This is a genomic window from Pseudomonas sp. HOU2 (genome assembly GCF_040729435.1).
In the GTDB taxonomy this organism is placed as follows: Bacteria; Pseudomonadota; Gammaproteobacteria; order Pseudomonadales; family Pseudomonadaceae; genus Aquipseudomonas.
On the sequence record NZ_CP160398.1, the window covers coordinates 2,904,994 to 2,927,534 of the forward strand.

Genomic DNA, 22,541 nt, shown 5'->3' on the forward strand with positions numbered 1-22,541 from the left:
GCTGGCAAGCCAGCTCCCACAGAGCTCTCGGTGAAAACTATTTTTGTGATCAACCGAGATACCTGTGGGAGCTGGCTTGCCAGCGATGGCAGCCACTCGATTCCAAGACCTAAGAAGACAAAAGGCGCACCGCCTTCTCCTTCAATACTCCCAGATCCATCACCGGCACCGCCATTTCCTTGGCCAACTCATCCCACTGCCGCATGCGCAAACTCACGGCACACAACGGATCGCGCTCAAACACATCCGCCTCGGCCTCCGTCATCACCCCGCCCTGATATTCCAGCGTCCGGCGACTCGCTTCACTCAGGCGTTCGAAATACCCCGGCTCACGCAGCGTCAGATACCGCTTGGCCTGTACGTGATACTCCACCAGCCGTGCCATGCGTTCGCTGAATCCGGCCTCACGCAAATAGTCCGCACCCAGTCGTTCATGGCTGACCACGCCATAACCGCCCATGTTCTCGGCCCCCTCGGCACACAAATGGCCGATGTCATGAAAGAATGCCGCCAGCACCACTTCATCATCAAAGCCTTCGGCAATCGCCAGTTCCGCAGCCTGGGACATGTGTTCGATCTGCGACACAGGCTCGCCGATGTAATCGCTGGTGCCGAAGCGCTCGTACAACCCGAATACCCGAGCGACGACTTGTTGGTGATCCATCAGATTTCCTCCAGCAGCTGCGCGACATTGCGTTCGGCCAGTGCCGGGCCGACGCTCATGCCGACGCCGGTGTGCATCAGCGCCACACTCAGCCCCGGGGCCGGGCGCAGCAACGAAAACGGCCCCGGCCCCCGTGCACCATAGACGCCCTGCCAGCGCTCGACCACTTGCACCTTGCAGCCCAGCGTCTGTTCGGCCAGTTCGAGCATCCAGTTGTCGATCTGCTCGGCGTTGAACGGCGACGGATCGCTGCCGTAATGATGCGAGTCGCCGATGATCAGCTCGCCATACGGCGTCGGGCTGATCAGCAGGTGAATGCCGTTGTCGTGCAAGTGCGGTTGCTCGCGCAGGATCTGCGCCTGCACCGCCGCCGCTTGCGGCAGATCGGCGAAGGCGCCGTAGTGCACGCAGCTCAGACCGGTGAGCAAGGCGTGTTGCAGGTTGAGCTCGATCTGCGGTTTGGCGCGGAGCATTTGCAGGCGGCAGATCTGCGGGTCGAGCGCGGCAATCGGCTCGGCCAGCAGGGTCTGATAATCGTGGCCGGAGCAGACGATGATCTGCTTCGCCGTGTAACTGCCGGCAGTGCTGTGCAGGTGCCCCGGTTCGACGTCGCGCACCAGCGTACTGAAGTGAAACTCGACACCGAGGTCGCGGCGCAGATAGTCGATCAACGCGGGGATTGCTTCGCGCGAGTACAGCTGTTGATCGTCGAGGCCGTGCAATGCGGCGCGGTGGTGGCTGAACTGGCCGTGGTACAGATCACGCAGTGCGGCGCCGCGCAGCAAGTCGACGTTATAGCCGTGTTCCACGGCGCGACCGGCGCAGAACGCTTCGAGCAGTTGCTCTTCGGCTTCCGTGCGAGCGAACAGGTACGAGCCGTTGCGCTTGATCTTGAGACCAGCGAGTTGCGCCCAGTAGCCCCAGATGTCGCGGCTGGCCTTGGCGAGTTCAAGCATCTGGCCCGGCGGCTGGCCGGTGACCAGCGCCTGACCGAAGTTGCGCACCGAGGCGCCGAGGGGCGTGGCGGTGCGTTCGAAAACGCTGACCTTGAGGCCGCGTCTGGCGGCGGCGTAAGCGTGGGACAGGCCGAGGATGCCGGCGCCGACGATCAGCAGGTCTTTGTGTTGGGTCATAAAAGCAATCCCGCTTGTGTGGCGAGGGAGCTTGCTCCCGCTCGGCTGCGCAGCAGTCGTAAATTCGGCAGGTGCGCAGTGCCTGACACTACTCGTTTGCAGAATTTGGGACCGCTTCGCGCTCCAGCGGGAGCAAGCTCCCTCGCCACAGGCTGTGTGAGTCGGTTATTTCGCAACGACTTTCTCGGACTTGCCGTCATACCGCTTGCGCCACTCGGTGAGGATCTCGTCGCGGTTCTTCGAGGCCCAGGCGAAGTCGTTCTTGATCAGGCGCTGCTCGTAGTCGGCCGGCAGTTCGGTCTGCGGCTTGGCGATGCCCGGCTGGGCAAGAACCGCGAAGTTCTCCTTGTACAGGTCCATCGCCTCGGCGCTGGCGGAGAAGTCCGCGAGTTTCTTCGCTGCCTCTTCATGCGGCGTGCCTTTGATCACCGCTGTGGCTTCGATTTCCCAGCCCAGGCCTTCCTTCGGCAGAATGATGTCCAGCGGCGCGCCCTGGCGCTTCAGCTGTACGGCTGGATACTCAAAGGAAATGCCGATCGGGAATTCACCCGCCGCCGCAAGTTTGCATGGCTTGGAACCGGAATGAACGTACTGGCCGATGTTCTGGTGCAGACCGTCCATGTAGGCCCAACCCTGCTTCTCGCCAAAGGTTTGCAGCCAGGCGCTGACGTCGAGGAAACCGGTGCCGGACGAAGCCGGGTTCGGCATGACGATCTTGCCCTTGTACTCAGGCTTGGTCAGATCCTGCCAGCTCACCGGTTTGCTCAAGCCCTGCTTCTCGGCTTCGACGGTGTTGAAGCAGATGGTCGCGGCCCACACGTCCATGCCGACCCAGGCTGGCGGGTTGGCGGCGTCGCGGTAGTTCGCGCCGATCTTGCCCAGATCCTTCGGTGCATAGCTTTGCAGCATGCCCTGCTGGTCGAGGATCGCCAGGCTCGACGCGGCCAGGCCCCACACCGCGTCAGCCTGCGGACGGGCCTTCTCGGCCAGCAGTTTGGCAGTGATGATCCCGGTGGAATCGCGCACCCACTTGATCTCGACGTCCGGGTTGGCCTTTTCGAACGCAGCCTTGTAGGCGGTCAGTTGCTCGGCTTCGAGGGCGGTGTACACCGTCAACTCGGTTTTTGCCGCGAAGGCATTCAGGCTGAAAGTAGCGAGCACAGCAGCGGCCAGGGCCATAGGCTTGAACATGATCGTTTTCCTGTCTTGAGTTGAGGTTGGGAAAATCAGTGACCGGGCGCGGTTTGCCGCCAGGCCTGGGAACGGCGCAGCAAGCCGCGCGAAGCCCACGCCAGCAGCAAGGACACGCCCGCCGAGGTGAACAGAATCAGGGTCGACATCGCCGCCGCACCACCGACGTTGCCGGCGTCATCCATGTTCAGCACCGCGACCGCTGCGAGGATGGTGTCGGGGCTGTAGAGGAAGATCGCCGCCGACACCGTGGTCATCGCCGAGACGAACAGGTAGCGCACGATATCCAGCAGCGCCGGCAAACAGATCGGTACGGTGACCCGCAGGTAATGGCGGTACAGCGGCGCCTTGAGCGACAGCGCGGCGGCTTCGAACTCGGCGTCGAGCTGACGCAGCGCGGTGGTGGCGGTCATTTGTGCGGTGGTCAGGTAGTGCGCAATGGTGCAGACGATCAGCAGGGTCATCGTGCCGTACAGCACGTGCAGCGGGTTGCCACTGAGGTTGAAGAAGAAGACGTACCCCAGACCGAGCACCAGCCCCGGCACTGCCATCGGGATGAAACTGAGCATGCGCAACGTCAGGTTGAGGCCGCGTTGGCTGCGGGTTTTCTCCATCAGGTAAGCGCCGGTGAAGATCAGCACGCTGCCGATCAATGCCGTGCCCAGCGCCATCTTCAAGCTGTTGCCGTAGGCCAGCCAGCCACCGCCGGCAGTCTCGTTGAACTGGTAGTGATTGAGCGACAGCGACAGGTTGTACGGCCAGAACTTCACCAGCGACGAAAACACCGCCATGCCGAACACCAGCAGCAACGCCGCGCTGATCAGCAAAACAATCGCCAGATAGCAGGCATCGCGCAATTTCGACGGCGCTGGTTTGAACACTTGAGCGCGGCCGCTCATGGAGTCGCCGTGACGACGACGCAGCCAGGCATCGACGCCAAAGCTGAACAGCGCCGGCAGCAACAGCACCATGCCGATCAGCGCCCCGCGTCCGAATTGTTGCTGGCCGACCACGGCTTTGTAGGCTTCCAGCGCCAGCACTTGATAGTCGCCGCCGACCACCACCGGCACACCGAAATCGGTGATGGTCAGGGTGAACACCAGACAGAACGCAGCGAATACCGCTTGCCGGGTCGCCGGCCAGGTGATGCTGCGGAACGCCTTGGCCGGACTGGCACCCATGCTCGACGCCGCATCGAACAGCCGCGCATCCGCCAGCGACAGCGCCGAAAGCAAAATCATCAGTGCATGCGGGAAGGTGTAGATCACTTCGCCCAGCACAATCCCCCAGAACCCGTAGATGTTGTCCGAGAGCAGCCCGCGCAACATGCCCTGGTTGCCGAACAGATAAACCAGCGCAATCCCCGGCAGCATCGACGGCGCCATCAATGGCAGCAGGGAAATCCCGCGCCAGATGCCCTTGGCCGGAATCAGGGTGCGTTGCAGGGCGTAGGCAAACAGGTAGGCCAGCGGTACGACGATGGCCGCGACGCTGAGGGAAACTTTCAGGCTGTTGCCGAGCAGCCAGTGGAAATTGTCGCTGCTCACCAGCTCCTTGGCGGCGAGCCAGCCACCGCCCTGCCCGGCCTCGCTGCTGAAACCGCGCCAAAAGATCGCCAGCAACGGCAGCAGCACCGCGACACCGAGCAGCAACAGCAGCAGGAGTTTGCCGCCGAGGACAAAAATCCGGTCACCGACCTCGGCGCCGGACACCTGCCGCGCCTGCTTGTGCGGTAGCGGCAGTGCGATGTTCGCGCTCATCAGGCAAACACCTGCAGGCTGCGCGGTGGCAAGGCGACCATGATCTGCTGGGCGCCGAGGCGCGGCATGGCTTCCGGCGCCAGTTCGGCGAGCAGCGAATGGCCCGGCAACTGGTCGAGTTCAAAGCTCATGCGGCAGCGGTTACCAAGGAAAGTGATCTCGCGCACCCTGGCCGGGAACAGGTTTTCTTCGTGCACCAGCGGATTGACGTTGATCGCTTCCGGGCGGCAGAACAACCGGCCCGAAGCGCCGCTCACGCTCCCATCGGCCAGACGCACATCCATCCCGCCAACCCGGGCGTGACTGGCGCTGCTGCGTTGGAACGGCAGCCAGTTGCCCTGCCCGACGAACTCGGCCACGAACGGCGTGGCCGGGCGGTTGTAGATTTCCTGCGGGGTGGCGTACTGCTCGACGCGGCCGTTGTTCATCACGGCGATACGGTCGGCCATCAGCATGGCTTCGTCCTGATTGTGCGTGACCATCAGGGTGGTGATGCCGAGGTTGCGCTGCAGTTGGCGCAGCTCGGTGCACAGATGCTCGCGCACTCGGGCGTCGAGGGCCGACATCGGTTCATCGAGCAACAGCAGCGACGGCGCCGGGGCCAGGGCGCGAGCCAGCGCGACTCGCTGTTGCTGGCCACCGGACAGTTGGCCCGGGTACTTTTTCTCACTGCCGCTGAGGCCGACCAGTTCCAGCATCTGCCCGACGCGACGGCGCACTTCGTCGCGACCACTGCCGGCGAGGCCGTAGGCAATGTTCGCTTCGACCGTCAGATTGGGGAACAGCGCGTAGGACTGGAACAGGATGCCGTAGTCCCGGGCCTGCGGTGCAAGGTGCGAGACATCGCGATCACCGAGGTACAACTCGCCGCTGTCCTGCTTCTCCAGCCCGGCGATGCAGCGCAGCAGCGTGGTCTTGCCGCAACCCGACGGGCCGAGCAGGCACACCAGCTCGCCGGCGGCGACATCGAGGGAGACGTTATCCAGCGCGGTGAACGCGCCGAAGCGCTTCTGTACGCCGCGCACTTTCATCGGCGCACCGGGGTTGGTCAGGGCAGTTGCGATGGCAGGATTCATGGACAGACCTCATCAAGCAGATGGGGCCAATCCTAGAGTTGTAATGCGTCCGTCATGTGGCAGTGAGGCAAAAACGGCCGATAGTGGTATTCGGGGATTTTGGTTCAGGCCTCAAGTCATGTGTTGCCTGGTCTGGCCTCATCGCTGGCAAGCCAGCTCCCACAAGGATCTTCAGTGAATGCAGATTTTGTGAACACCTGAAATACCTGTGGGAGCTGGCTTGCCAGCGATGGGGCCAGTTCGAGCAGTGAAGAAATCAGGCCGGGGACATTTCCTGAGCCAAGCCGAGGAAGGCCGCCGGCAACCGCGCCCCCTTGCGCTCCTTGAGGCAATACAGGTACTCGGGAATCTGCGGCGCATTCTCGATGGTCAGCACCCGCAGTTGCGGATCATGCGGCACTTCCTGGCGGGCAATGATGCTGATGCCGATATTGCGCAGCACCGCCTCGCGGATCGATTCGCGGCTGCCGATCTCCAGCAACGGGCCGAAACTGACCCCGGCGCTTTCCAGCAACTCCTCGGTCAACCGGCGGGTGGTCGAGCCGGATTCGCGCATCAACAACGTATGCCCGGCCAGCGCACTCAACGCCACATGCTCCTGTGCCGCCAGCGGATGGTTGCGATGCACCGCCAGCACCAGTGGATCGCTACCCAATACCCGGCGAATCAAGCGCGCATCCTCAAGCAACTGCGACGAGGCCGCGACATCCACCCGGTAATCCTCCAGCGCTTCGAGCACCTGCTGCGAGTTGCCGATTTCCACCGACACTTCCACTTGCGGCAGACGCTCGCGGAAGGTCTTCACCAGATCGAGGATGTAATACGGCGCGGTCGCAGCGATACGCAACGTGCCCTGCACCTGACCGCTGTTGCGCAGGAAGAACTCGATGTCGGCCTCCTGCTGCAACAGCGCCTTGACCATCGGCAGCAGTCGCGCGCCTTCATCGCTGACACTCAGGCGCCGACCGCCACGGTAGAACAGCTCCACCGAGTACTGGCTTTCCAGATTGCGGATCTGCGTGGTCACGGTGGGTTGGCTGAGGCCGAGCTTTTTCGCCGCCAGCGTGATGCTGCCCAGGCGGGCGACCATGTAAAACGCTTTCAGCTCGGCACTCAGCACAACCATCCCTCATCGTTTATTTGCGCAGCAGGCGCAAACCGTTGAACACCACCAGCAGGCTCACGCCCATGTCGGCGAACACCGCCATCCACATGGTGGCGAGCCCGGCGAAGGTTACCGCAAGAAAGATAGCCTTGATCACCAGGGCCAAGGCGATGTTCTGTTTCAGGATGCTCGCGGTGTCGCGCGACAGGCTGATGAACGCCGGGATCTTGCGCAGATCGTCGTCCATCAGGGCGACATCGGCGGTTTCAATCGCGGTGTCGGTGCCGGCCGCCGCCATGGCGAAACCGATTTCGGCCCGCGCCAGCGCCGGGGCGTCGTTGATGCCGTCGCCGACCATGCCGACCCGGTGACCCTGTGCATAAAGCGCTTCAATGGCTTGCAGCTTGTCCGTCGGCAGCAAGTCGCCTTGGGCCTGGTCGATGCCGACCTGCGCCGCAATGGCTTGCGCGGTGTGCACGTTGTCGCCGGTGAGCATCAGGGTTTTCACCCCGAGGGCGTGCAACTGACGGATCGCTTCGCGGCTGCTTTCCTTGACCGTGTCGGCCACGGCAAACAGCGCCAGCGGGCCGGATCTGTCGAGCAGCAACACCACGGACTTGCCCTGTTTCTCTAGCGCAAACAGCTTCTCTTCGAGTTGCGGCGAGCACAGGCCCAACTCTTCGACCAGACGGTGGTTGCCCAAGTGATAGGTTTGGCCATTGATTTGGCCTTTCACACCGCGACCCGCCAGCGCTTCAAAGTTATCCACACTGAGCACGGCGAGGTTTTTATCCACAGCCGCATTGGCGATCGCCAGCGACACTGGGTGATCGGAACGCCCGGCCAGCGCGGCAGCAATGGCCGGAGCCGTGGCGTCGGCAGTCGGGTCGAGCGACAGGTAATCGGTCTGCACCGGTTTGCCGTGGGTGATGGTGCCGGTCTTGTCCAGCGCCAGGTAGTCGAGCTTGAAACCGCCCTCCAGGTACACGCCGCCCTTGACCAGAATGCCCTTGCGCGCCGCTGCCGCGAGGCCGCTGACGATGGTCACCGGGGTGGAGATCACCAGCGCGCACGGACAGGCAACCACCAGCAACACCAGCGCACGGTAGATCCAGTCGAACCACGCCGCGCCCATGAACATCGGCGGAATGATCGCCACGGCCAGCGCCAGCACGAACACCACCGGGGTGTAGATTTTCGAGAATTGATCGACGAAGCGCTGCGTCGGCGCCCGCGCACCTTGCGCCTGCTCGACGGCGTGGATGATCCGCGCCAGGGTCGAGTTGTTCGCCGCCGCAGTCACCGTGTACTCCAGCGAACCGGCCTGGTTGATGGTGCCGGCGAAGACTTTGTCGCCGATGGATTTCTCCACCGGCAGACTTTCACCGGTGATCGGCGCCTGGTCGATGCTCGAGTTGCCGCTGACCACTTCGCCGTCCAGCGCGATGCGCTCGCCGGGCTTTACCCGCACGCGGGCGCCAAGTTCGACGCTTTTGACCTCTTGTTCGATCCAGTTGCCATCGGCTTGCTGCACCGTGGCCTGTTCCGGGGTCATCTGCATCAGACCGCTGATGGCGTTGCGCGCACGATCCAGCGAGCGCGCCTCGATCAACTCGGCCACGGTGAACAGGAACATCACCATCGCCGCTTCCGGCCACTGCCCGATCAGCACCGCACCGGTCACCGCGATGCTCATCAGCGCGTTGATGTTGAGGTTGCGGTTCTTCAGGGCGATCCAGCCCTTTTTATAGGTGGTCAGGCCGCCGCTGAGGATCGACACCAGCGCAATGATCGCCACCACCGAGGTCGGCGCGGCGTTGGTGAAGTGGATCACTTCAGCCGCCAGCGCACCAACGCCGGACAGCGCCAGTGGCCACCAGTGTTTCTTCACCGGCGCCGGGGCCGGGGATTCGACGCCCGCCTCCAGCGGTTCGGCGTGCATGCCCAGCGAGGTGATCGCCTCAGTGATCGGCGCGGTGTCCGACAGGTTGTGGGTCACACCGAGCACACGGTTGATCAGGTTGAATTCCAGTTGCTGCACGCCGGCCAGTTTGCCGAGCTTGTTCTGGATCAGCGTCTGCTCGGTCGGGCAGTCCATCGCTTCGATGCGGAAACTGCTCAACCGGGCGTCGGCGCTGGTCTTTTCGCTCAGTTGCACCAACGCAGGTGCGGGGGCTCTCGACGCGCAGCAGGCATCGCCACCGTGGTCGTGCTTGTGCACAGGCTGCAATTTGGGGCTGTGGTCGTGTCCCGCGTGGGATTTGTGGTTGTGCTGGGAATCGCTCATTGGTCGCGTCCATGAAGGTGCCTGTTGCCAAGTAAAGACCCTGTAGCCACTATAGGGTCAAGCACCCATTTGGAGATGGCCGTCATGAAGATCGGCGAACTGGCGAAACTCACCGACTGCGCCGTGGAGACCATCCGCTACTACGAGCGCGAAAACCTCCTGCCGGAACCGGCGCGCAGCGACGGCAACTATCGCGTCTACACCCAGGCCCACGCCGAACGCCTGACCTTCATCCGCAACTGCCGCACCCTCGACATGACCCTCGAAGAAATCCGCAGCCTGCTGGCCATGCGTGACAGCCCGCAGGATCAGTGTGCAAGCGTGAATACGCTGATCGACGAACACATCCAGCATGTGAAAGCGCGGATTGATGGGTTGCTGGCGTTGCAGACACAACTGCTCGACCTGCGCCAACGTTGCGGCGAAGGGCCGGGGGCGGATCAGTGCGGGATTTTGCAGCGGCTGGAGGTGAGTGGCGGGGTTGTGGCGACGGAGGTCGAACACTCCCACGTAGGCCGCAGCCACGGCCACTGACAACACCACAAAATATTGTGGGAGCTGGCTTGCCAGCGATAGCGGTTTTACAGACACATCAATGTTGAATGTGCTGCCGTCATCGCTGGCAAGCCAGCTCCCACAGGTTTAATGGCAGTCTGTCAGACCGCCATCGGCGCGGTCATCGGCGCATGGTGCTCGTAACCTTCCAGCGAGAAATCGCTCGGTTCCACCAGCTCCAGCCACTCCGGCTGATACACACCGGTCTTGGCGAACTCCGGCACGCGGTCGGAGATTTTCAGTTTCGGCATGGCGAACGGCTCGCGCTTGAGCTGTTCGTTAAGCATGTCCAGGTGGTTCTCGTAGACGTGCGCATCACCGATGAAATAGGTGAACCAGCGCGGCGTGTAGCCGGTCAGGCGCCCGATCAGGCTGAGCAGCGCAGCGCCTTCGGTGAGGTTGAACGGCGTGCCCAGGCCCAGGTCGTTGGAGCGGATGTACAGGGTCAGGGAGATCTCTCTGGTCTCGACATTCGGGTGGAACTGGTACAGCAGATGGCATGGCGGCAGGGCCATTTCATCGAGCTGGGCGACGTTCCAGCCGTGGAACAGGATGCGGCGGCTGCCCGGATCCTTGATGATCGTGTCGACACACTGGCGCACCTGGTCGATGGCTTTGTACAGCACCACATAGGCCTGGCCGTCTTCTTCGCCTTGAGCGATCTGCTTGTAGCCGTTGCTCAGGGTTTGTTCGATGGCGGCGGTGTTGCTCAGCGGGATCTGCTTGTACGCCGGCCATTTGCGCCATTGCACGCCGTAGATTTCGCCGAGGTCGTCTTCGCCCTGACGGAACGGGTTGGCCAGCCACTGCGCGTTTTCGTTGGCGTTCTGGTCCCAGACCTTGCAGCCCAGCGCACGGAATTCAGCGGCGTTGTTCACCCCACGCAGAAAACCGCACATCTCACCGATGGCCGATTTGAACGCCATCTTGCGGGTGGTGATCGCCGGAAAGCCTTCCTGCAGATCGAAACGCAGCATCGCACCCGGGAAGCTGATGGTGTTGATGCCGGTGCGGTTGGCCTGTTTGCTGCCGTTCTTGATGACGTGCGAGACCAGTTCGAGATATTGCTTCATGAGTTACCTGTGTCCTTTGAGCCCCGGCGTCGCGCGCCGGGGTTCGTAGTTTAAGCGGTCGGCGCGAGCGGCGCTGCCGGCGCACGACGATAGGCCAGCCAGATCAGGAACAGCCCGCCGACGATCATCGGTACGCACAGCACCTGACCCATGGTCAGCCAGTTCCAGGCCAGGTAGCCCAGTTGCGCGTCCGGTACGCGGACGAACTCGACGATGAAACGGAAAATGCCATAAAACAGCGCGAACATGCCGGATACTGCCATGGTCGGACGCGGTTTACGCGAGAACAGCCACAGGATCAGGAACAGCGCCACGCCTTCGAGCGCGAACTGATACAGCTGCGACGGGTGACGCGGCAACTGCGCCGGATCGCTGAACGGCGGGAAGATCATCGCCCACGGCACGTCAGTCGGCTTGCCCCACAGCTCGGCGTTGATGAAGTTACCGATACGCCCGGCACCCAGACCGATCGGCACCATCGGCGCAACGAAGTCCATCAACTGGAAGAAGGTCTTGCCGTTACGCTTGCCGAACCACAGCGCAGCGAGCATCACCCCGATGAACCCGCCGTGGAACGACATGCCGCCCTTCCACACTTCGAAAATCAGCGTCGGGTTGGCGATGTAGGCGCTCAGGTCATAGAACAGCACGTAACCCAGACGGCCACCGACAATCACCCCCATCGACAGCCAGAACACCAGATCGGAGAGCTTCTCCTTGGTCCAGGTCGGGTCGAAGCGGTTGAGCCGGCTCGACGCCAGCAGCCATGCGCCGCCGATGCCGACAAGGTACATCAGACCGTACCAGTGGATTTTCAGCGGACCGATGGCCAGGGCCACCGGGTCGATCTGCGGGTAAGGCAGCATTGCGACTCCTCGTTAGAGTTGAAACCAAAATTCCCGGGCGACGCTGCCACCTCAGGATTAAGCCAGGATTGCCAAATGTGTCAGAGCAGGAAATTCAAACCCACGCAGAACAGCAAAGCGGCGAACAGTCTTTTCAGCAAGCGCGGCGACAACCTGTGGGCCAATCGCGCGCCGAGACGGGCGAAGACCATGCTGGTCAGGGCGATGCCCAACAGCGCCGGCAAATAAACAAAACCGAGACTATGCGGCGGCAACAACGAATCGTGCCAGCCCAGAATCATGAAACTTAATGCACTGACCAGGGCGATCGGCAGGCCACAGGCTGACGAGGTCGCCACGGCTTGCTGCATCGGCACGCTGCGCCAGGTCAGAAACGGCACGGTCAGCGAACCGCCGCCGACGCCAAAAATCGCCGACGCCCAACCGATCACGCTCCCCGCCACGGTCAGACCGAGTTTGCCGGGGACGGTTCGACTGGCCTTGGGCTTGATGTCCAGCGCCAACTGCAGCGAGATCACCAAGGCAAATACGCCGATGATCTTTTGCAGATTCGGCCCGGAAATCGCCTCGGCCGTCAGCGCACCGAAACCGGCGCCGAGCAGTATGCCCACCGCCATCCACTTGAAGATCGGCCAGCGCACGGCGCCACGCCGATGGTGTTCACGCACGGCGTTGACCGACGTAAAAATGATCGTCGCCAGCGACGTGCCAACCGCCAGATGCGTAAGGATCGACTGATCGAAACCCTGCAAGGTAAAACTGAACACCAGCACCGGGACAATGATGATCCCGCCGCCCACCCCGAACAGCCCGGCCAGCACGCCCGCACAGGCGCCCAGCGCCAGATAGAGCAGAAATTCCACGGCCGTCTCCCCGACGCATCCCCAAAACCGGAGCGGCATGGTAACGGATGCATGGCCTTTGGCTCCACTTGCGATGGATGCACGGACGACGACTGCGTAGAGTGAGCAGAAAACACACAAGGACCACCTTATGTGCCTGATCGTTTTCGCCTGGCGCCCGGGCCATGCCCAGCCGCTGATCGTCGCGGCCAACCGTGACGAGTTCTACGCCCGCCCGAGCCTGCCGCTGGCGCCATGGGCCGACGCGCCGCATGTGCATGCCGGCCGCGATCTTGAGGCTGGCGGCACGTGGCTGGGGATTGGTGCCAACGGACGTTTCGCCGCACTGACCAATATCCGCGACCCGCACCAGCCGCCGGCGCGCAAGTCACGAGGGGAACTGGTGGCGCGGTTTCTCACGGGCGATGCGTCGATTGATGATTACTTAAGCGATGTGGTCGCGCGCTCGCCGGAGTACGCCGGGTTCAACCTGCTGCTGGGTAATGCCCATGAGCTGTGGCACTTCAATGCGCGGACGTCGGAACCGGTGATGCTCGAGCCAGGAGTTTACGGGCTATCGAATGCCGGGCTGGATACGCCGTGGCCGAAGCTGCTCAAGGCCAAGGCTGCGTTGAATGCGGTGCTGGATGATCCACAGCCTGCGCGGTTGCTGGAATTGCTGGGCGATGCGCAAACCGCGCCATTCGCCGAGCTGCCGGACACCGGGGTCGGGCTGGCCACTGAATCACTGCTGTCGAGTGTGTTTATTGCCAGTCAAAGTTACGGGACGCGGGCGAGTACGGCGTTGATCGTGCAGGCGGATGGCACGCGGCGGATGGTGGAGCGCAGTTTCGGGCCGTATGGCGGGCATTTGGGCGAGGTGGAGATCAATACCTGAAAGTGAGCAACCATTGTGGCGAGGGAGCTTGCTCCCGCTCGGGTGCGAAGCAGCCGCAACCCAGTCAATGCGATCTCTCAGAAGAGTCTCATTGACCGAATTGGGAGCGCTCCGCACTCCAGCGGGAGCAAGCTCCCTCGCCACAGGGTCATCAGCCTTTCAGAGGGCCTTGTTGACCGCCGGCGGGTTCATCTTCGACAGCCCGAGATTCTTCAGCGCCAGTTGCAGCGAGCTGTGGATAACTTGCGGGTTGTCGATCTTCATCAGCTCCGCCAGCAGATCCTTGGCCTTGCTCAGGTTGATCTGACGCAGCATCCACTTCACTTTCGGCAGGTTGGTGGCGTTCATCGACAGGCTGTCGAAGCCCATCGCCATCAACAGCACCGCCGCTGCCGGATCACCGGCCATTTCGCCGCAGATGCTCACCGGTTTGCCTTCGGCATGTGCGTCGCGCACCACGGTTTGCAGGGCTTGCAGCACCGCAGGGTGCAGGTAGTCGTAAAGATCGGCCACTCGCGGGTTGTTGCGGTCGACGGCCAGCAGGTACTGGGTCAGGTCGTTGGAGCCGACCGACAGGAAGTCCACCTGCCGCGCCAGTTCCTTGGTCTGATAAACCGCGGCCGGTATCTCGATCATTACGCCAATAGGCGGCATCGGCACGTCGGTGCCTTCGTCGCGCACTTCACCCCAGGCCCGGTGGATCAGGTGCAGGGCTTCTTCGAGTTCGTGGGTGCCGGAGATCATCGGCAGCAGGATCCGCAGGTTGTTCAGGCCTTCGCTGGCCTTGAGCATCGCGCGGGTCTGCACCAGGAAGATTTCCGGGTGGTCGAGGGTCACGCGAATCCCGCGCCAGCCGAGGAACGGATTGTCTTCCTTGATCGGGAAGTACGACAGCGACTTGTCACCGCCGATGTCCAGGCTGCGCATGGTCACCGGTTGCGGGTGGAACGCGGCGAGCTGCTCGCGGTAGATCGCCAGCTGTTCCTTTTCGCTCGGGAAGCGCTGGTTGATCATGAACGGCACTTCGGTGCGGTACAGGCCGACACCTTCGGCGCCGCGCTTCTGTGCCCGCGCCACATCCGCCAGCAGGCCGGTGTTGACCCACAGCGGCATGCGATGGCCATCGAGGGTCACGCACGGCAGATCACGCAGGGTGTCGAGGCCCAGCGCCAGTTGTTTCTCTTCTTCGACAACCTCGGCGAACTGCTTGCGCAGCACATCGCTGGGGTTGGTGTAGACCTCGCCGCGGGTGCCATCGACGATCACTTCGATGCCGTCGACCTTGGCGTACGGCAGGTCGACCAGGCCCATCACCGTCGGAATGCCCATGGCCCGGGCCAGGATCGCGACGTGCGAGTTACCCGAACCGAGAACCGACACCAGACCGACCAGCGTGCCTTCCGGCACCTCGCCGAGCATGGCCGGAGTCAGCTCTTCGCTGACCAGAATGGTTTTTTCCGGGTAGACCAGGTTTTGCTGACGCTCTTCCTGCAGGTAGGCCAGCAGGCGCCGGCCGAGGTCCTTGACGTCCGACGCACGCTCACGCAGGTAGGCGTCGTCCATCAGTTCGAAACGGTTGACGTGCTCGGTGACCACCTGACGCAGCGCGCCCTGGGCCCACTGGCCGGTCTTGATCACGGTGGTGATTTCGCTGCCCAGCGAGGCATCGTCGAGCATCATCAGGTAGACGTCGAACAGCGCGCGCTCTTCCGGGCGCAGCTGGGTCGCGAGTTTGGCGGACAACGCGCGCATGTCGGCGCGCACGCCTTCGATGGCGGTCTTGAACAGCGCCAGCTCAGCGTCGATGTCGGTGATGTGCTTGTCCGGCACCACGTCCAGGTCCGCCGGCGGCAGCATCACCACCGCAGTACCGACCGCCGCACCCGGTGAACCCGGTACGCCGACGAACTTGGCTTCCTGAATGCCCTTGCCCTGACGGCCCAGACCGCGGATCGAACCGGTGGCCTCGGCGTGGGCGATTACGCCGGCGAGCTGCGCGCTCATGGTCACGAGGAAGGCTTCTTCACCTTCATCGAACTGGCGGCGTTCTTTCTGCTGGATGACCAACACGCCGACGACGCGGCGGTGGTGAATGATCGGCGCCCCGAGGAAGGAGGCGTAGCGCTCCTCGCCGGTCTCGGCGAAGTAGCGGTAGCGCGGGTGATCCGCGGCGTTTTCGAGGTTCAGGGGTTCTTCACGCGTGCCGACCAGACCCACCAGACCTTCGTTGGGTGCCATGCTGACCTTGCCGATCGAGCGCTTGTTCAAGCCCTCGGTGGCCATCAGGACGAAGCGGTTGGTCTCGGGATCAAGCAGGTAGACCGAGCAGACCTGGCTGCCCATGGCCTCTTTGACGCGCAACACAATAATCCCCAACGCCGCCTTGAGATCCTTGGCGGAGTTAACTTCCTGGACGATCTTGCGCAGCGTATTGAGCATGGCTCGGGGTCGAACTCCGTCGTCAGTCGCGCGCTAAAAGGCGCGGGGCAAGCTCTTTGAGGGCGCGTCGATACACCTCGCGCTTGAATGTCACCACCTGGCCCAACGGATACCAATAACTGACCCAGCGCCAGCCATCGAACTCCGGTTTACCGGTCAAATCCATCCGCACCCGCTGCTCGTTGGAGATCAGGCGCAGGAGAAACCATTTCTGCTTCTGGCCGATGCACAGCGGTTGGCTGTGGGTACGCACCAGACGTTGCGGCAAACGATAGCGCAACCAGCCCCGGGTACAGGCCAGTATTTCAACATCTTCACGTTCCAGGCCAACTTCTTCGTTCAGCTCGCGGTACAAGGCGTCTTCCGGCGTCTCCTCGGGGTTGATTCCCCCTTGCGGAAACTGCCAGGCATCCTGATTGATACGGCGAGCCCATAGCACCTGGCCGGCGTCATTCGTCAGAATGATCCCGACATTGGGGCGGAAACCATCGGGGTCGATCACGGCAACAACCTCGCAAACGCATGTCGCCGCATTGTTCCACAAAGCTTGATAAGGCGGCAACGAAGGTTCCTACCTTATGTGCACTCTTGTGAAAAGACCGTATTCTTGTCGCCTTTTTACTGACTTTTCAGCGGGTAACTGCAATGCGCCTGGCTCTATTCGATTTGGACAACACCCTTCTGGGCGGCGACAGCGATCACGCCTGGGGCGACTATCTGTGCGAACGCGGCTTCCTCGATCCGGTGGCGTACAAGACGCGCAACGACGAGTTCTATCAGGATTACCTGGCCGGCCAGCTGGATAACGCCGCGTACCTGAACTTCTGCCTGGAGATCCTCGGTCGCACCGACATGGCCGTGCTCGATCAATGGCACAACGACTATATGCGCGACTGCATCGAACCGATCGTGCTGCCCAAGGCGCTGGAACTGCTGAAACAGCACCGCGACGCCGGCGACAAACTGGTGATCATCACCGCCACCAACCGCTTCGTCACTGCACCGATTGCCGTACGCCTGGGCGTCGAAACCCTGATCGCCACCGAGTGCGAGATGGTCGATGGCCGCTACACCGGGCGCAGCACCGACATTCCGTGCTTCCGTGAGGGCAAGGTGACGCGCCTCAATCGCTGGCTGGAGGAAACCGGGTATTCGCTGGATGACAGCTATTTCTATAGCGATTCGATGAATGATCTGCCGCTGCTGGAGCAGGTGGCGAACCCGGTGGCCGTTGACCCGGATCCGAATCTGCGGGCCGAGGCCGAGAAGCGTGGCTGGCCAGTCATTAGTCTGCGCGGCTGATATAGCTATCGCTGGCAAGCCAGCTCCCACAGGTTTTCCAGGTGATCACACCATTTGTGTTCGCTACAGATCCTGTGGGAGCTGGCTTGCCAGCGATTGAAGCGACGCGGTCTCAAGCCCTAAACAGGTTTGGCGCCCATCAGCCCGGCAATGGCGATAAAACAGACAAAGCTGAATAACGCCAAGGCAAACGTGAACTTGCCAACGCCACCCGGCGCCTTGCGCAACCGATTCAACCGCACCAGCAACCAGAACCACGCCAGCGCCGCCACGGTGTACAGCACGCTTGAGGCCAGCAGCCAGGTCTGCCCCAGCGGCCAGCCGACCCGATGCACCATGCCCCAGCCGGTGAAGGGCATGCTCAACAGCGCCAGGCCCATCAACAGCCAGATGAACACCCGTGGCCGTTGCAAGGTGCGACTACCGGCCGTTGCATCACCTTTGCGGCGCGCCAGAAAAACCCAGATCCCCAGCCCCAGCGCACTGGCCAGCAACACCACAGTGGCGACCATGTGCGCGGTTTTCAGGGCGGTTAACGTTTCCATTGTTCGATTTCCTTAAGGCCTGCCCATCAGCGTAGCCGCTCAGCCAAGAAACAGCTTATAGGCCGCGTTGTCGCTTTCGTCCCAGTACGGGTAGCCGATCTCCGCCAGCGCCGCCGGCACCAGATGACGCTCGTCATGCGGTACTTGCAGACCTGCGACGACACGGCCATCCGCCGCACCATGGTTGCGGTAATGGAACATCGAGATGTTCCAGCGTCCGCCGAGCTTGTTGAGAAAGTTGAACAGCGCGCCCGGGCGCTCCGGGAATTCGAAGCGCAGCACCACTTCATCGACCACCTGCGCCGCGCGCCCGCCGACCATGTGGCGGATGTGCAGCTTGGCCAGCTCGTTGTCGGTCAGATCGATGACCGGGAAGCCCTGCTCGGCCAGACTCGCCAGCAGTGCGCTGCGCGGATCGTTTTCCGGGTGCGTCTGCACGCCGACGAAGATGTGCGCTTCGCTGCCGGTGTTGTAGCGGTAATTGAATTCGGTGATCTGGCGCTTGCCGATCGCTTCGCAGAAGGCCTTGAAGCTGCCGGCCTGCTCCGGAATGGTCACGGCGATGATCGCCTCGCGACCTTCACCCAGCTCGGCGCGCTCAGCGACGTGGCGCAGGCGGTCGAAGTTGACGTTGGCCCCGGAGTCGATGGCGACGAAGGTCTGGCCGTTGACACCACGCGACTCGACGTACTTCTTGATCCCGGCCACGCCCAAAGCGCCGGCAGGCTCGGTGATCGAGCGGGTATCGTCGTAGATATCCTTGATTGCGGCGCAGATTTCGTCGGTGCTGACGGTGATCACCTCGTCGACGTAATCCTTGCAGATGTCGAAGGTGTGCTGACCGATCTGCGCCACCGCCACGCCGTCGGCGAAGATACCCACGGTCGGCAGCACCACGCGCTCACCGGCGGCCATGGCCGCTTGCAGGCAGTTGGAGTCGTCCGGCTCGACGCCGATGACCTTGATGTCCGGCCGCAGGTATTTCACGTACGCCGCGATGCCGGCAATCAGACCGCCGCCACCGACCGGCACGAAGATCGCGTCCAGTGGTTGCGGGTGTTGGCGCAGAATTTCCATCGCCACGGTGCCCTGCCCGGCAATGGTGTGTGGATCGTCGTACGGGTGGATGTAGACGTAGCCCTTCTCGTCGACCAGTTTCAGCGAATAGGCCAGCGCCTCCGGGAACGAATCGCCGTGCAGCACGACTTTACCGCCGCGCGAACGCACGCCTTCGACCTTGATCTCCGGGGTGGTCTTGGGCATCACGATGGTCGCTTTCACACCCAGCACTTTCGCCGCCAGCGCCAGACCCTGCGCATGGTTGCCCGCCGACGCGGTGACCACGCCACGGGCGCGCTCTTCGTCCGTCAGCTGGGTCAACTTGTTGTAGGCGCCGCGAATCTTGAACGAGAACACCGGCTGCAAGTCTTCACGCTTGAGCCAGATGTCATTGCCCAGCCGCTCGGAGAGCTGGCGAGCGTTCTGCAGCGGGGTTTCTACGGCAACGTCATAAACGCGCGAGGTGAGGATCTTTTTGACGTACTGTTCGAGCATCGGAAAGCATCACTGGCGATTGGGCGGGACCGACGAGTCTAACCCGGCTTTTGCCCGGACGACCACACTGAACAGGGGGTTTTAGCCGGGGCGAACACTTTGTGATGTAAACCTCATTGTGGTGAGGGGATTTATCCCCGATCGGCGGCGCAGCCGTCGTCAACCGGAGAGCGCAATATTTGGCAGGAGTGCCGGGGAGCGCTTCGCCCTCCATCGGGGATAAATCCCCTCACCACAGGGTGTTTCCCCCTTCACCACCTCGGCGCCTATAATGCCGGCCTTTCCGTTCTCCCCTTGCCCGCTTCCGGAGCCCGCATGACCCAGGATCAACTCAAACAGGCAGTGGCTCAGGCCGCCGTCGACTTCATCCTTCCGAAACTCGACGACAAGAGCATCGTCGGGGTCGGCACCGGCTCCACTGCCAACTGCTTCATCGATGCCCTGGCCCAGCACAAGGGCGCGTTCGATGGCGCGGTTGCCAGCTCCGAAGCCACTGCCGCGCGCCTCAAGGGCCACGGCATTCCGGTGTATGAACTGAACACCGTCAGCGACCTGGAGTTCTACGTCGACGGCGCCGACGAGAGCGACGAACACCTGAACCTGATCAAGGGCGGCGGCGCGGCCCTGACCCGCGAGAAGATCGTCGCGGCCGTGGCCAAGACCTTCATCTGCATCGCCGACGCCAGCAAACTGGTGCCGGTGCTGGGCGAATTCCCGCTGCCAGTGGAAGTGATTCCGATGGCCCGCAGCCATGTGGCTCGCCAACTGGTGAAACTGGGCGGCGACCCGGTGTACCGCGAAGGCGTGCTGACCGATAACGGCAACATCATCCTCGACGTGCACAACCTGCAGATCACCAACCCTGTGGAGCTGGAAGCGCAGATCAATGCGATCGTTGGTGTGGTCACCAACGGCCTGTTCGCGGCGCGTCCGGCGGATCTGTTGCTGCTGGGCACCAGCGAAGGTGTGAAGACGCTGAAGGCTGAGTAATCCCAGTCACCCACATTTTTGTGGGCAGACGGATAAACCTGTGGGAGCTGGCTTGCCAGCGATGAGGCCGTCAGACTCAACAACAATGTTGACTGACAGGCCGCAATCGCTGGCAAGCCAGCTCCCACAGTGTTTTATGGTGTTGATTAGGGTTGGATAGGTTTCCTGAAGACGTAAAACAGATTCGGCTCACTCACCAGATACAACGTCCCGTCATCATCCATCGCAATGCCTTCGGCCTGCGGCACGCTCTTGCGCAAGCCCTGCCGGCCCTTGTTCAGCGACAGCGTGCTCAACGGCCGCCCGTCCACATCCAGCTCCAGAATCAGCCCCGACTCGTCGGACAGCGCCAGCAAATGGCCGCTGCGCTCGTCGTATTGCAGGCTCGACAGATCGCGCACGAACATCCCGGCATCGCGCTTGGGGTTGTTGATCACGTGCACCGCGTAGGATTTTTCCGGATTGAAGTGCGGGAAGCCATGCACTTCATAAATCAGCATCGGGTCACGCTCCTTGGCGACGAACAGGCGTTTGCCCACCGAGTCATAGGCCAGACCTTCGAAACCCTTGTTGCCACTCATATGCACGCCGAGGGTCATTTGTTCGGCGTCTGCTGCATCGAGGAACGTGGTGTCCCGCTCCAGATGCACCTTGATCAGGCGTTGCTCTCGCTCGTCGGTGATCACGTAAGTGTCGGCGCTGATGAACTCAACGGCTTCCGCATCGCCGAAGCCAATCAATGCGATGCGCCGCAGGATCTTGCCCTCCAGCGACAACTCGACCAGTTCGGCATTCTTGTTGGTCACGGTGAACAGGCTTTTGCGCACCGGATCGAAGGTCAACGCCGAGACATCGTCGTTCAGGCCGTCGATGACCCGGGCTTCCACCTCGACCCGGTATTGATCCAGACCAATGGCCTGGCTGCTCAACGGTTGCCACAGGCTGTACAGATTGAACCAGGCGCGCTCGAACAGGCGCAGGTATTGGCCGATCGCGACCAATGCGATCAGGACAATCACCGACAGGATGACGATCAGGGGTTTGGGGCGGGCAAGTCGACGCATTCAGGCAGGCTCGGGATCAAAACAGGCGGATGAAATATCACGCCTGTCTGAACTGAAGCTTAATGGCCACTTGCCCTTTCCCACAACAGAACCGTGCAGGAGCTGCCGCAGGCTGCGATCTTTTGATCTTGAAAAGCAAAAGCAAAAGATCGCAGCCTGCGGCAGTTCCTACAGGGGAGAGATTCGGGCTGCTACTTTTGCTTTTCGAAGCGATAGAACAGGTTCGGTTCGCTGACCATGTACAGCGTACCGGCGTCGTCCATGGTCACGCCTTCGGCGCGCGGGATAGTGCTCTTCAGGCCATTGAAGCCGCCGAGCAGGGTCATGAAGCTGACCTGCTCGCCCTTCTCGTCCAGCTCCAGCAACAGGTGCGAATCGGCGGACAGCACCAGGGTGTGGCCGGTACGCGGGTCGATGGCCAGTGCCGAGAGGTTGCGGATATCCAGTTCATCATTGGCCAGCTTCTGCTTGTCGCCCTTGAGGATCTGGCTACCGTCGCTTTTCCAGGTGAACAGCGCCGGCGGCCGTTCTTCGCCCAGCAGCAACTGCTGATTGCGCGGATCCCAGGTGATTGCTTCGAACGCCTTGTTCTGGTTTTTCGACGGGCCGAGGTCGTATTTCGGGAAATCGGCGATATTCAGTTCGCGAGTGCTGGCATCGACCTTGACGATGGTCAGCAGGTGCTCGCGCTCATCGACGATCGCCATCAGGCCGTTTTCCATCAAGGTCACGCCTTCCGGGTTAGTCCAGCCCACCAGCGGCATCTTGCGCAGCACATCACCTTGCAGAGTCAGCTCGACCAGGAACGGATTCTTGCCCATCACCGAAAACAGGGTTTTGGTCTGCGGGTTGTAGGACAGGTCCGAGGCCTCGTCCTTTTCCATGCCCGGCAGCAGTTTGCCGTCGATGACCGCCCGATAGTCCGGCAGCCAGATGCTTGCCTTCTGCTCAGCCTGAGTCTCGAGGCGCTCGCGCAGCCACAGCAGACCACGGTCGTCCCAATGCATGATATGCGCCACGCCATAAGCGACAGCGAGCACCAGCAACAGCCAGACATACCAGCGCAGGGCGAAACGTGAGCGACGAGGAGGATTGAGCTGAGTGTGAGCTGACATCAGGGACGCATTCCGAAAATTCAGGCTATGGGTAATAGCACAAAGAGGCCGGCTCAGACGCCAGAATGAGAGGAATTATCCG

At 62.1% G+C, this 22,541-nt stretch carries 20 protein-coding genes; 4 read left to right on the plus strand and 16 right to left on the minus strand.

The window, feature by feature from the left end; translation table 11 throughout:
* Window positions 1-109: 109 nt before the first annotated feature.
* The 7 genes from ABV589_RS13125 to ABV589_RS13155 all read right to left on the minus strand — a co-directional run bounded on the left by ABV589_RS13125 (window position 110) and on the right by ABV589_RS13155 (window position 9,216).
* Window positions 110-667, minus strand: coding sequence for a phosphonate degradation HD-domain oxygenase (locus ABV589_RS13125; RefSeq protein ID WP_367086197.1), 558 nt, complete (start codon window positions 665-667; stop codon window positions 110-112).
* A complete protein-coding gene (locus tag ABV589_RS13130; protein ID WP_367086102.1) occupies window positions 664-1,797 on the minus strand; it encodes a TIGR03364 family FAD-dependent oxidoreductase in 1,134 nt (377 codons plus the stop codon). The genes ABV589_RS13125 and ABV589_RS13130 overlap by 4 nt, the downstream gene beginning before the upstream one ends.
* 165 nt (window positions 1,798-1,962) lie before the next feature.
* Window positions 1,963-2,988 carry a putative 2-aminoethylphosphonate ABC transporter substrate-binding protein gene (locus tag ABV589_RS13135; protein WP_103484310.1) on the minus strand — a complete coding sequence of 342 codons (1,026 nt, stop codon included), beginning with the start codon at window positions 2,986-2,988 and terminating at the stop codon, window positions 1,963-1,965.
* Window positions 2,989-3,023: 35 nt separating this feature from the next.
* Complete coding sequence (locus ABV589_RS13140) at window positions 3,024-4,748, minus strand: putative 2-aminoethylphosphonate ABC transporter permease subunit (RefSeq protein WP_367086103.1); 1,725 nt, start codon at window positions 4,746-4,748, stop codon at window positions 3,024-3,026.
* Window positions 4,748-5,824: a putative 2-aminoethylphosphonate ABC transporter ATP-binding protein gene (locus ABV589_RS13145; protein ID WP_367086104.1), complete on the minus strand. Its 1,077-nt coding sequence runs from the start codon at window positions 5,822-5,824 to the stop codon at window positions 4,748-4,750. Before ABV589_RS13145 ends, ABV589_RS13140 begins: the two co-directional genes overlap by 1 nt.
* Window positions 5,825-6,080: 256 nt before the next feature.
* Window positions 6,081-6,944: a LysR family transcriptional regulator gene (locus tag ABV589_RS13150; protein ID WP_041072184.1), complete on the minus strand. Its 864-nt coding sequence runs from the start codon at window positions 6,942-6,944 to the stop codon at window positions 6,081-6,083.
* Window positions 6,945-6,960: 16 nt separating this feature from the next.
* Window positions 6,961-9,216 carry a heavy metal translocating P-type ATPase gene (locus tag ABV589_RS13155; protein WP_367086105.1) on the minus strand — a complete coding sequence of 752 codons (2,256 nt, stop codon included), beginning with the start codon at window positions 9,214-9,216 and terminating at the stop codon, window positions 6,961-6,963.
* Window positions 9,217-9,300: 84 nt separating this feature from the next.
* Between ABV589_RS13155 and cadR the strand changes: the two genes are divergently transcribed.
* Window positions 9,301-9,750: a Cd(II)/Pb(II)-responsive transcriptional regulator gene (gene cadR, locus ABV589_RS13160; protein ID WP_007964189.1), complete on the plus strand. Its 450-nt coding sequence runs from the start codon at window positions 9,301-9,303 to the stop codon at window positions 9,748-9,750.
* Between the two features lie 122 nt (window positions 9,751-9,872).
* On the opposite strand, the gene ABV589_RS13165 is transcribed toward cadR, so the two are convergent.
* From ABV589_RS13165 to ABV589_RS13175, 3 genes are all read right to left on the minus strand, one after another.
* Window positions 9,873-10,844: a thymidylate synthase gene (locus ABV589_RS13165; protein ID WP_367086106.1), complete on the minus strand. Its 972-nt coding sequence runs from the start codon at window positions 10,842-10,844 to the stop codon at window positions 9,873-9,875.
* A 50-nt stretch (window positions 10,845-10,894) separates the two neighbouring features.
* Window positions 10,895-11,710 (minus strand): prolipoprotein diacylglyceryl transferase, encoded by an 816-nt coding sequence (lgt, locus tag ABV589_RS13170; RefSeq protein ID WP_007965581.1) that lies wholly within the window; start codon window positions 11,708-11,710, stop codon window positions 10,895-10,897.
* A gap of 80 nt (window positions 11,711-11,790) precedes the next feature.
* Window positions 11,791-12,573 carry a sulfite exporter TauE/SafE family protein gene (locus tag ABV589_RS13175; RefSeq protein ID WP_003229195.1) on the minus strand — a complete coding sequence of 261 codons (783 nt, stop codon included), beginning with the start codon at window positions 12,571-12,573 and terminating at the stop codon, window positions 11,791-11,793.
* A 130-nt stretch (window positions 12,574-12,703) separates the two neighbouring features.
* Between ABV589_RS13175 and ABV589_RS13180 the strand changes: the two genes are divergently transcribed.
* Complete coding sequence (locus tag ABV589_RS13180; protein WP_367086107.1) at window positions 12,704-13,450, plus strand: NRDE family protein; 747 nt, start codon at window positions 12,704-12,706, stop codon at window positions 13,448-13,450.
* 159 nt (window positions 13,451-13,609) lie between these two features.
* Here the strand turns inward: ABV589_RS13180 and ptsP are convergent, their stop codons facing one another.
* Window positions 13,610-15,889, minus strand: coding sequence for a phosphoenolpyruvate--protein phosphotransferase (gene ptsP / locus ABV589_RS13185; RefSeq protein ID WP_007965577.1), 2,280 nt, complete (start codon window positions 15,887-15,889; stop codon window positions 13,610-13,612).
* A 22-nt stretch (window positions 15,890-15,911) separates the two neighbouring features.
* The gene (locus ABV589_RS13190; RefSeq protein ID WP_003229203.1) at window positions 15,912-16,391 is read right to left on the minus strand and encodes an RNA pyrophosphohydrolase; all 480 of its coding nucleotides are present in this window, start codon (window positions 16,389-16,391) and stop codon (window positions 15,912-15,914) included.
* A gap of 143 nt (window positions 16,392-16,534) precedes the next feature.
* On the opposite strand from ABV589_RS13190, the gene ABV589_RS13195 reads away from it, so the two are divergent.
* Window positions 16,535-17,191 (plus strand): HAD family hydrolase, encoded by a 657-nt coding sequence (locus ABV589_RS13195; protein WP_367086108.1) that lies wholly within the window; start codon window positions 16,535-16,537, stop codon window positions 17,189-17,191.
* Window positions 17,192-17,310: 119 nt separating this feature from the next.
* Here the strand turns inward: ABV589_RS13195 and ABV589_RS13200 are convergent, their stop codons facing one another.
* A complete protein-coding gene (locus ABV589_RS13200; protein WP_367086109.1) occupies window positions 17,311-17,736 on the minus strand; it encodes a DUF2269 domain-containing protein in 426 nt (141 codons plus the stop codon).
* Between the two features lie 39 nt (window positions 17,737-17,775).
* Complete coding sequence (gene ilvA / locus ABV589_RS13205) at window positions 17,776-19,290, minus strand: threonine ammonia-lyase, biosynthetic (RefSeq protein ID WP_367086110.1); 1,515 nt, start codon at window positions 19,288-19,290, stop codon at window positions 17,776-17,778.
* A 315-nt stretch (window positions 19,291-19,605) separates the two neighbouring features.
* Between ilvA and rpiA the strand changes: the two genes are divergently transcribed.
* On the plus strand, window positions 19,606-20,280 hold the full coding sequence (gene rpiA, locus ABV589_RS13210) for a ribose-5-phosphate isomerase RpiA (RefSeq protein ID WP_007965573.1): 675 nt from the start codon (window positions 19,606-19,608) through the stop codon (window positions 20,278-20,280).
* A 146-nt stretch (window positions 20,281-20,426) separates the two neighbouring features.
* Here the strand turns inward: rpiA and ABV589_RS13215 are convergent, their stop codons facing one another.
* Both ABV589_RS13215 and ABV589_RS13220 read right to left on the minus strand, forming a co-directional pair.
* On the minus strand, window positions 20,427-21,344 hold the full coding sequence (locus ABV589_RS13215; protein ID WP_367086111.1) for an SdiA-regulated domain-containing protein: 918 nt from the start codon (window positions 21,342-21,344) through the stop codon (window positions 20,427-20,429).
* 191 nt (window positions 21,345-21,535) lie between these two features.
* On the minus strand, window positions 21,536-22,459 hold the full coding sequence (locus tag ABV589_RS13220) for an SdiA-regulated domain-containing protein (protein ID WP_367086112.1): 924 nt from the start codon (window positions 22,457-22,459) through the stop codon (window positions 21,536-21,538).
* Window positions 22,460-22,541: the final 82 nt, after the last annotated feature.

Excerpts from the sequence above, each read along its gene's own strand:
- ABV589_RS13220 (WP_367086112.1), bottom strand. The coding sequence starts at position 22,459 with ATGTCAGCTCACACTCAGCTCAATCCTCCTCGTCGCTCACGTTTCGCC.
- ABV589_RS13130 (WP_367086102.1), bottom strand. The coding sequence starts at position 1,797 with ATGACCCAACACAAAGACCTGCTGATCGTCGGCGCCGGCATCCTCGGC.
- cadR (WP_007964189.1), top strand. The coding sequence starts at position 9,301 with ATGAAGATCGGCGAACTGGCGAAACTCACCGACTGCGCCGTGGAGACC.
- ABV589_RS13165 (WP_367086106.1), bottom strand. The coding sequence starts at position 10,844 with ATGAAGCAATATCTCGAACTGGTCTCGCACGTCATCAAGAACGGCAGC.
- ABV589_RS13195 (WP_367086108.1), top strand. The coding sequence starts at position 16,535 with ATGCGCCTGGCTCTATTCGATTTGGACAACACCCTTCTGGGCGGCGAC.
- ABV589_RS13155 (WP_367086105.1), bottom strand. The coding sequence starts at position 9,216 with ATGAGCGATTCCCAGCACAACCACAAATCCCACGCGGGACACGACCAC.
- ABV589_RS13200 (WP_367086109.1), bottom strand. The coding sequence starts at position 17,736 with ATGGAAACGTTAACCGCCCTGAAAACCGCGCACATGGTCGCCACTGTG.
- ABV589_RS13140 (WP_367086103.1), bottom strand. The coding sequence starts at position 4,748 with ATGAGCGCGAACATCGCACTGCCGCTACCGCACAAGCAGGCGCGGCAG.
- lgt (WP_007965581.1), bottom strand. The coding sequence starts at position 11,710 with ATGCTGCCTTACCCGCAGATCGACCCGGTGGCCCTGGCCATCGGTCCG.
- ptsP (WP_007965577.1), bottom strand. The coding sequence starts at position 15,889 with ATGCTCAATACGCTGCGCAAGATCGTCCAGGAAGTTAACTCCGCCAAG.
- ilvA (WP_367086110.1), bottom strand. The coding sequence starts at position 19,290 with ATGCTCGAACAGTACGTCAAAAAGATCCTCACCTCGCGCGTTTATGAC.
- ABV589_RS13135 (WP_103484310.1), bottom strand. The coding sequence starts at position 2,988 with ATGTTCAAGCCTATGGCCCTGGCCGCTGCTGTGCTCGCTACTTTCAGC.
- rpiA (WP_007965573.1), top strand. The coding sequence starts at position 19,606 with ATGACCCAGGATCAACTCAAACAGGCAGTGGCTCAGGCCGCCGTCGAC.
- ABV589_RS13180 (WP_367086107.1), top strand. The coding sequence starts at position 12,704 with ATGTGCCTGATCGTTTTCGCCTGGCGCCCGGGCCATGCCCAGCCGCTG.
- ABV589_RS13145 (WP_367086104.1), bottom strand. The coding sequence starts at position 5,824 with ATGAATCCTGCCATCGCAACTGCCCTGACCAACCCCGGTGCGCCGATG.
- ABV589_RS13215 (WP_367086111.1), bottom strand. The coding sequence starts at position 21,344 with ATGCGTCGACTTGCCCGCCCCAAACCCCTGATCGTCATCCTGTCGGTG.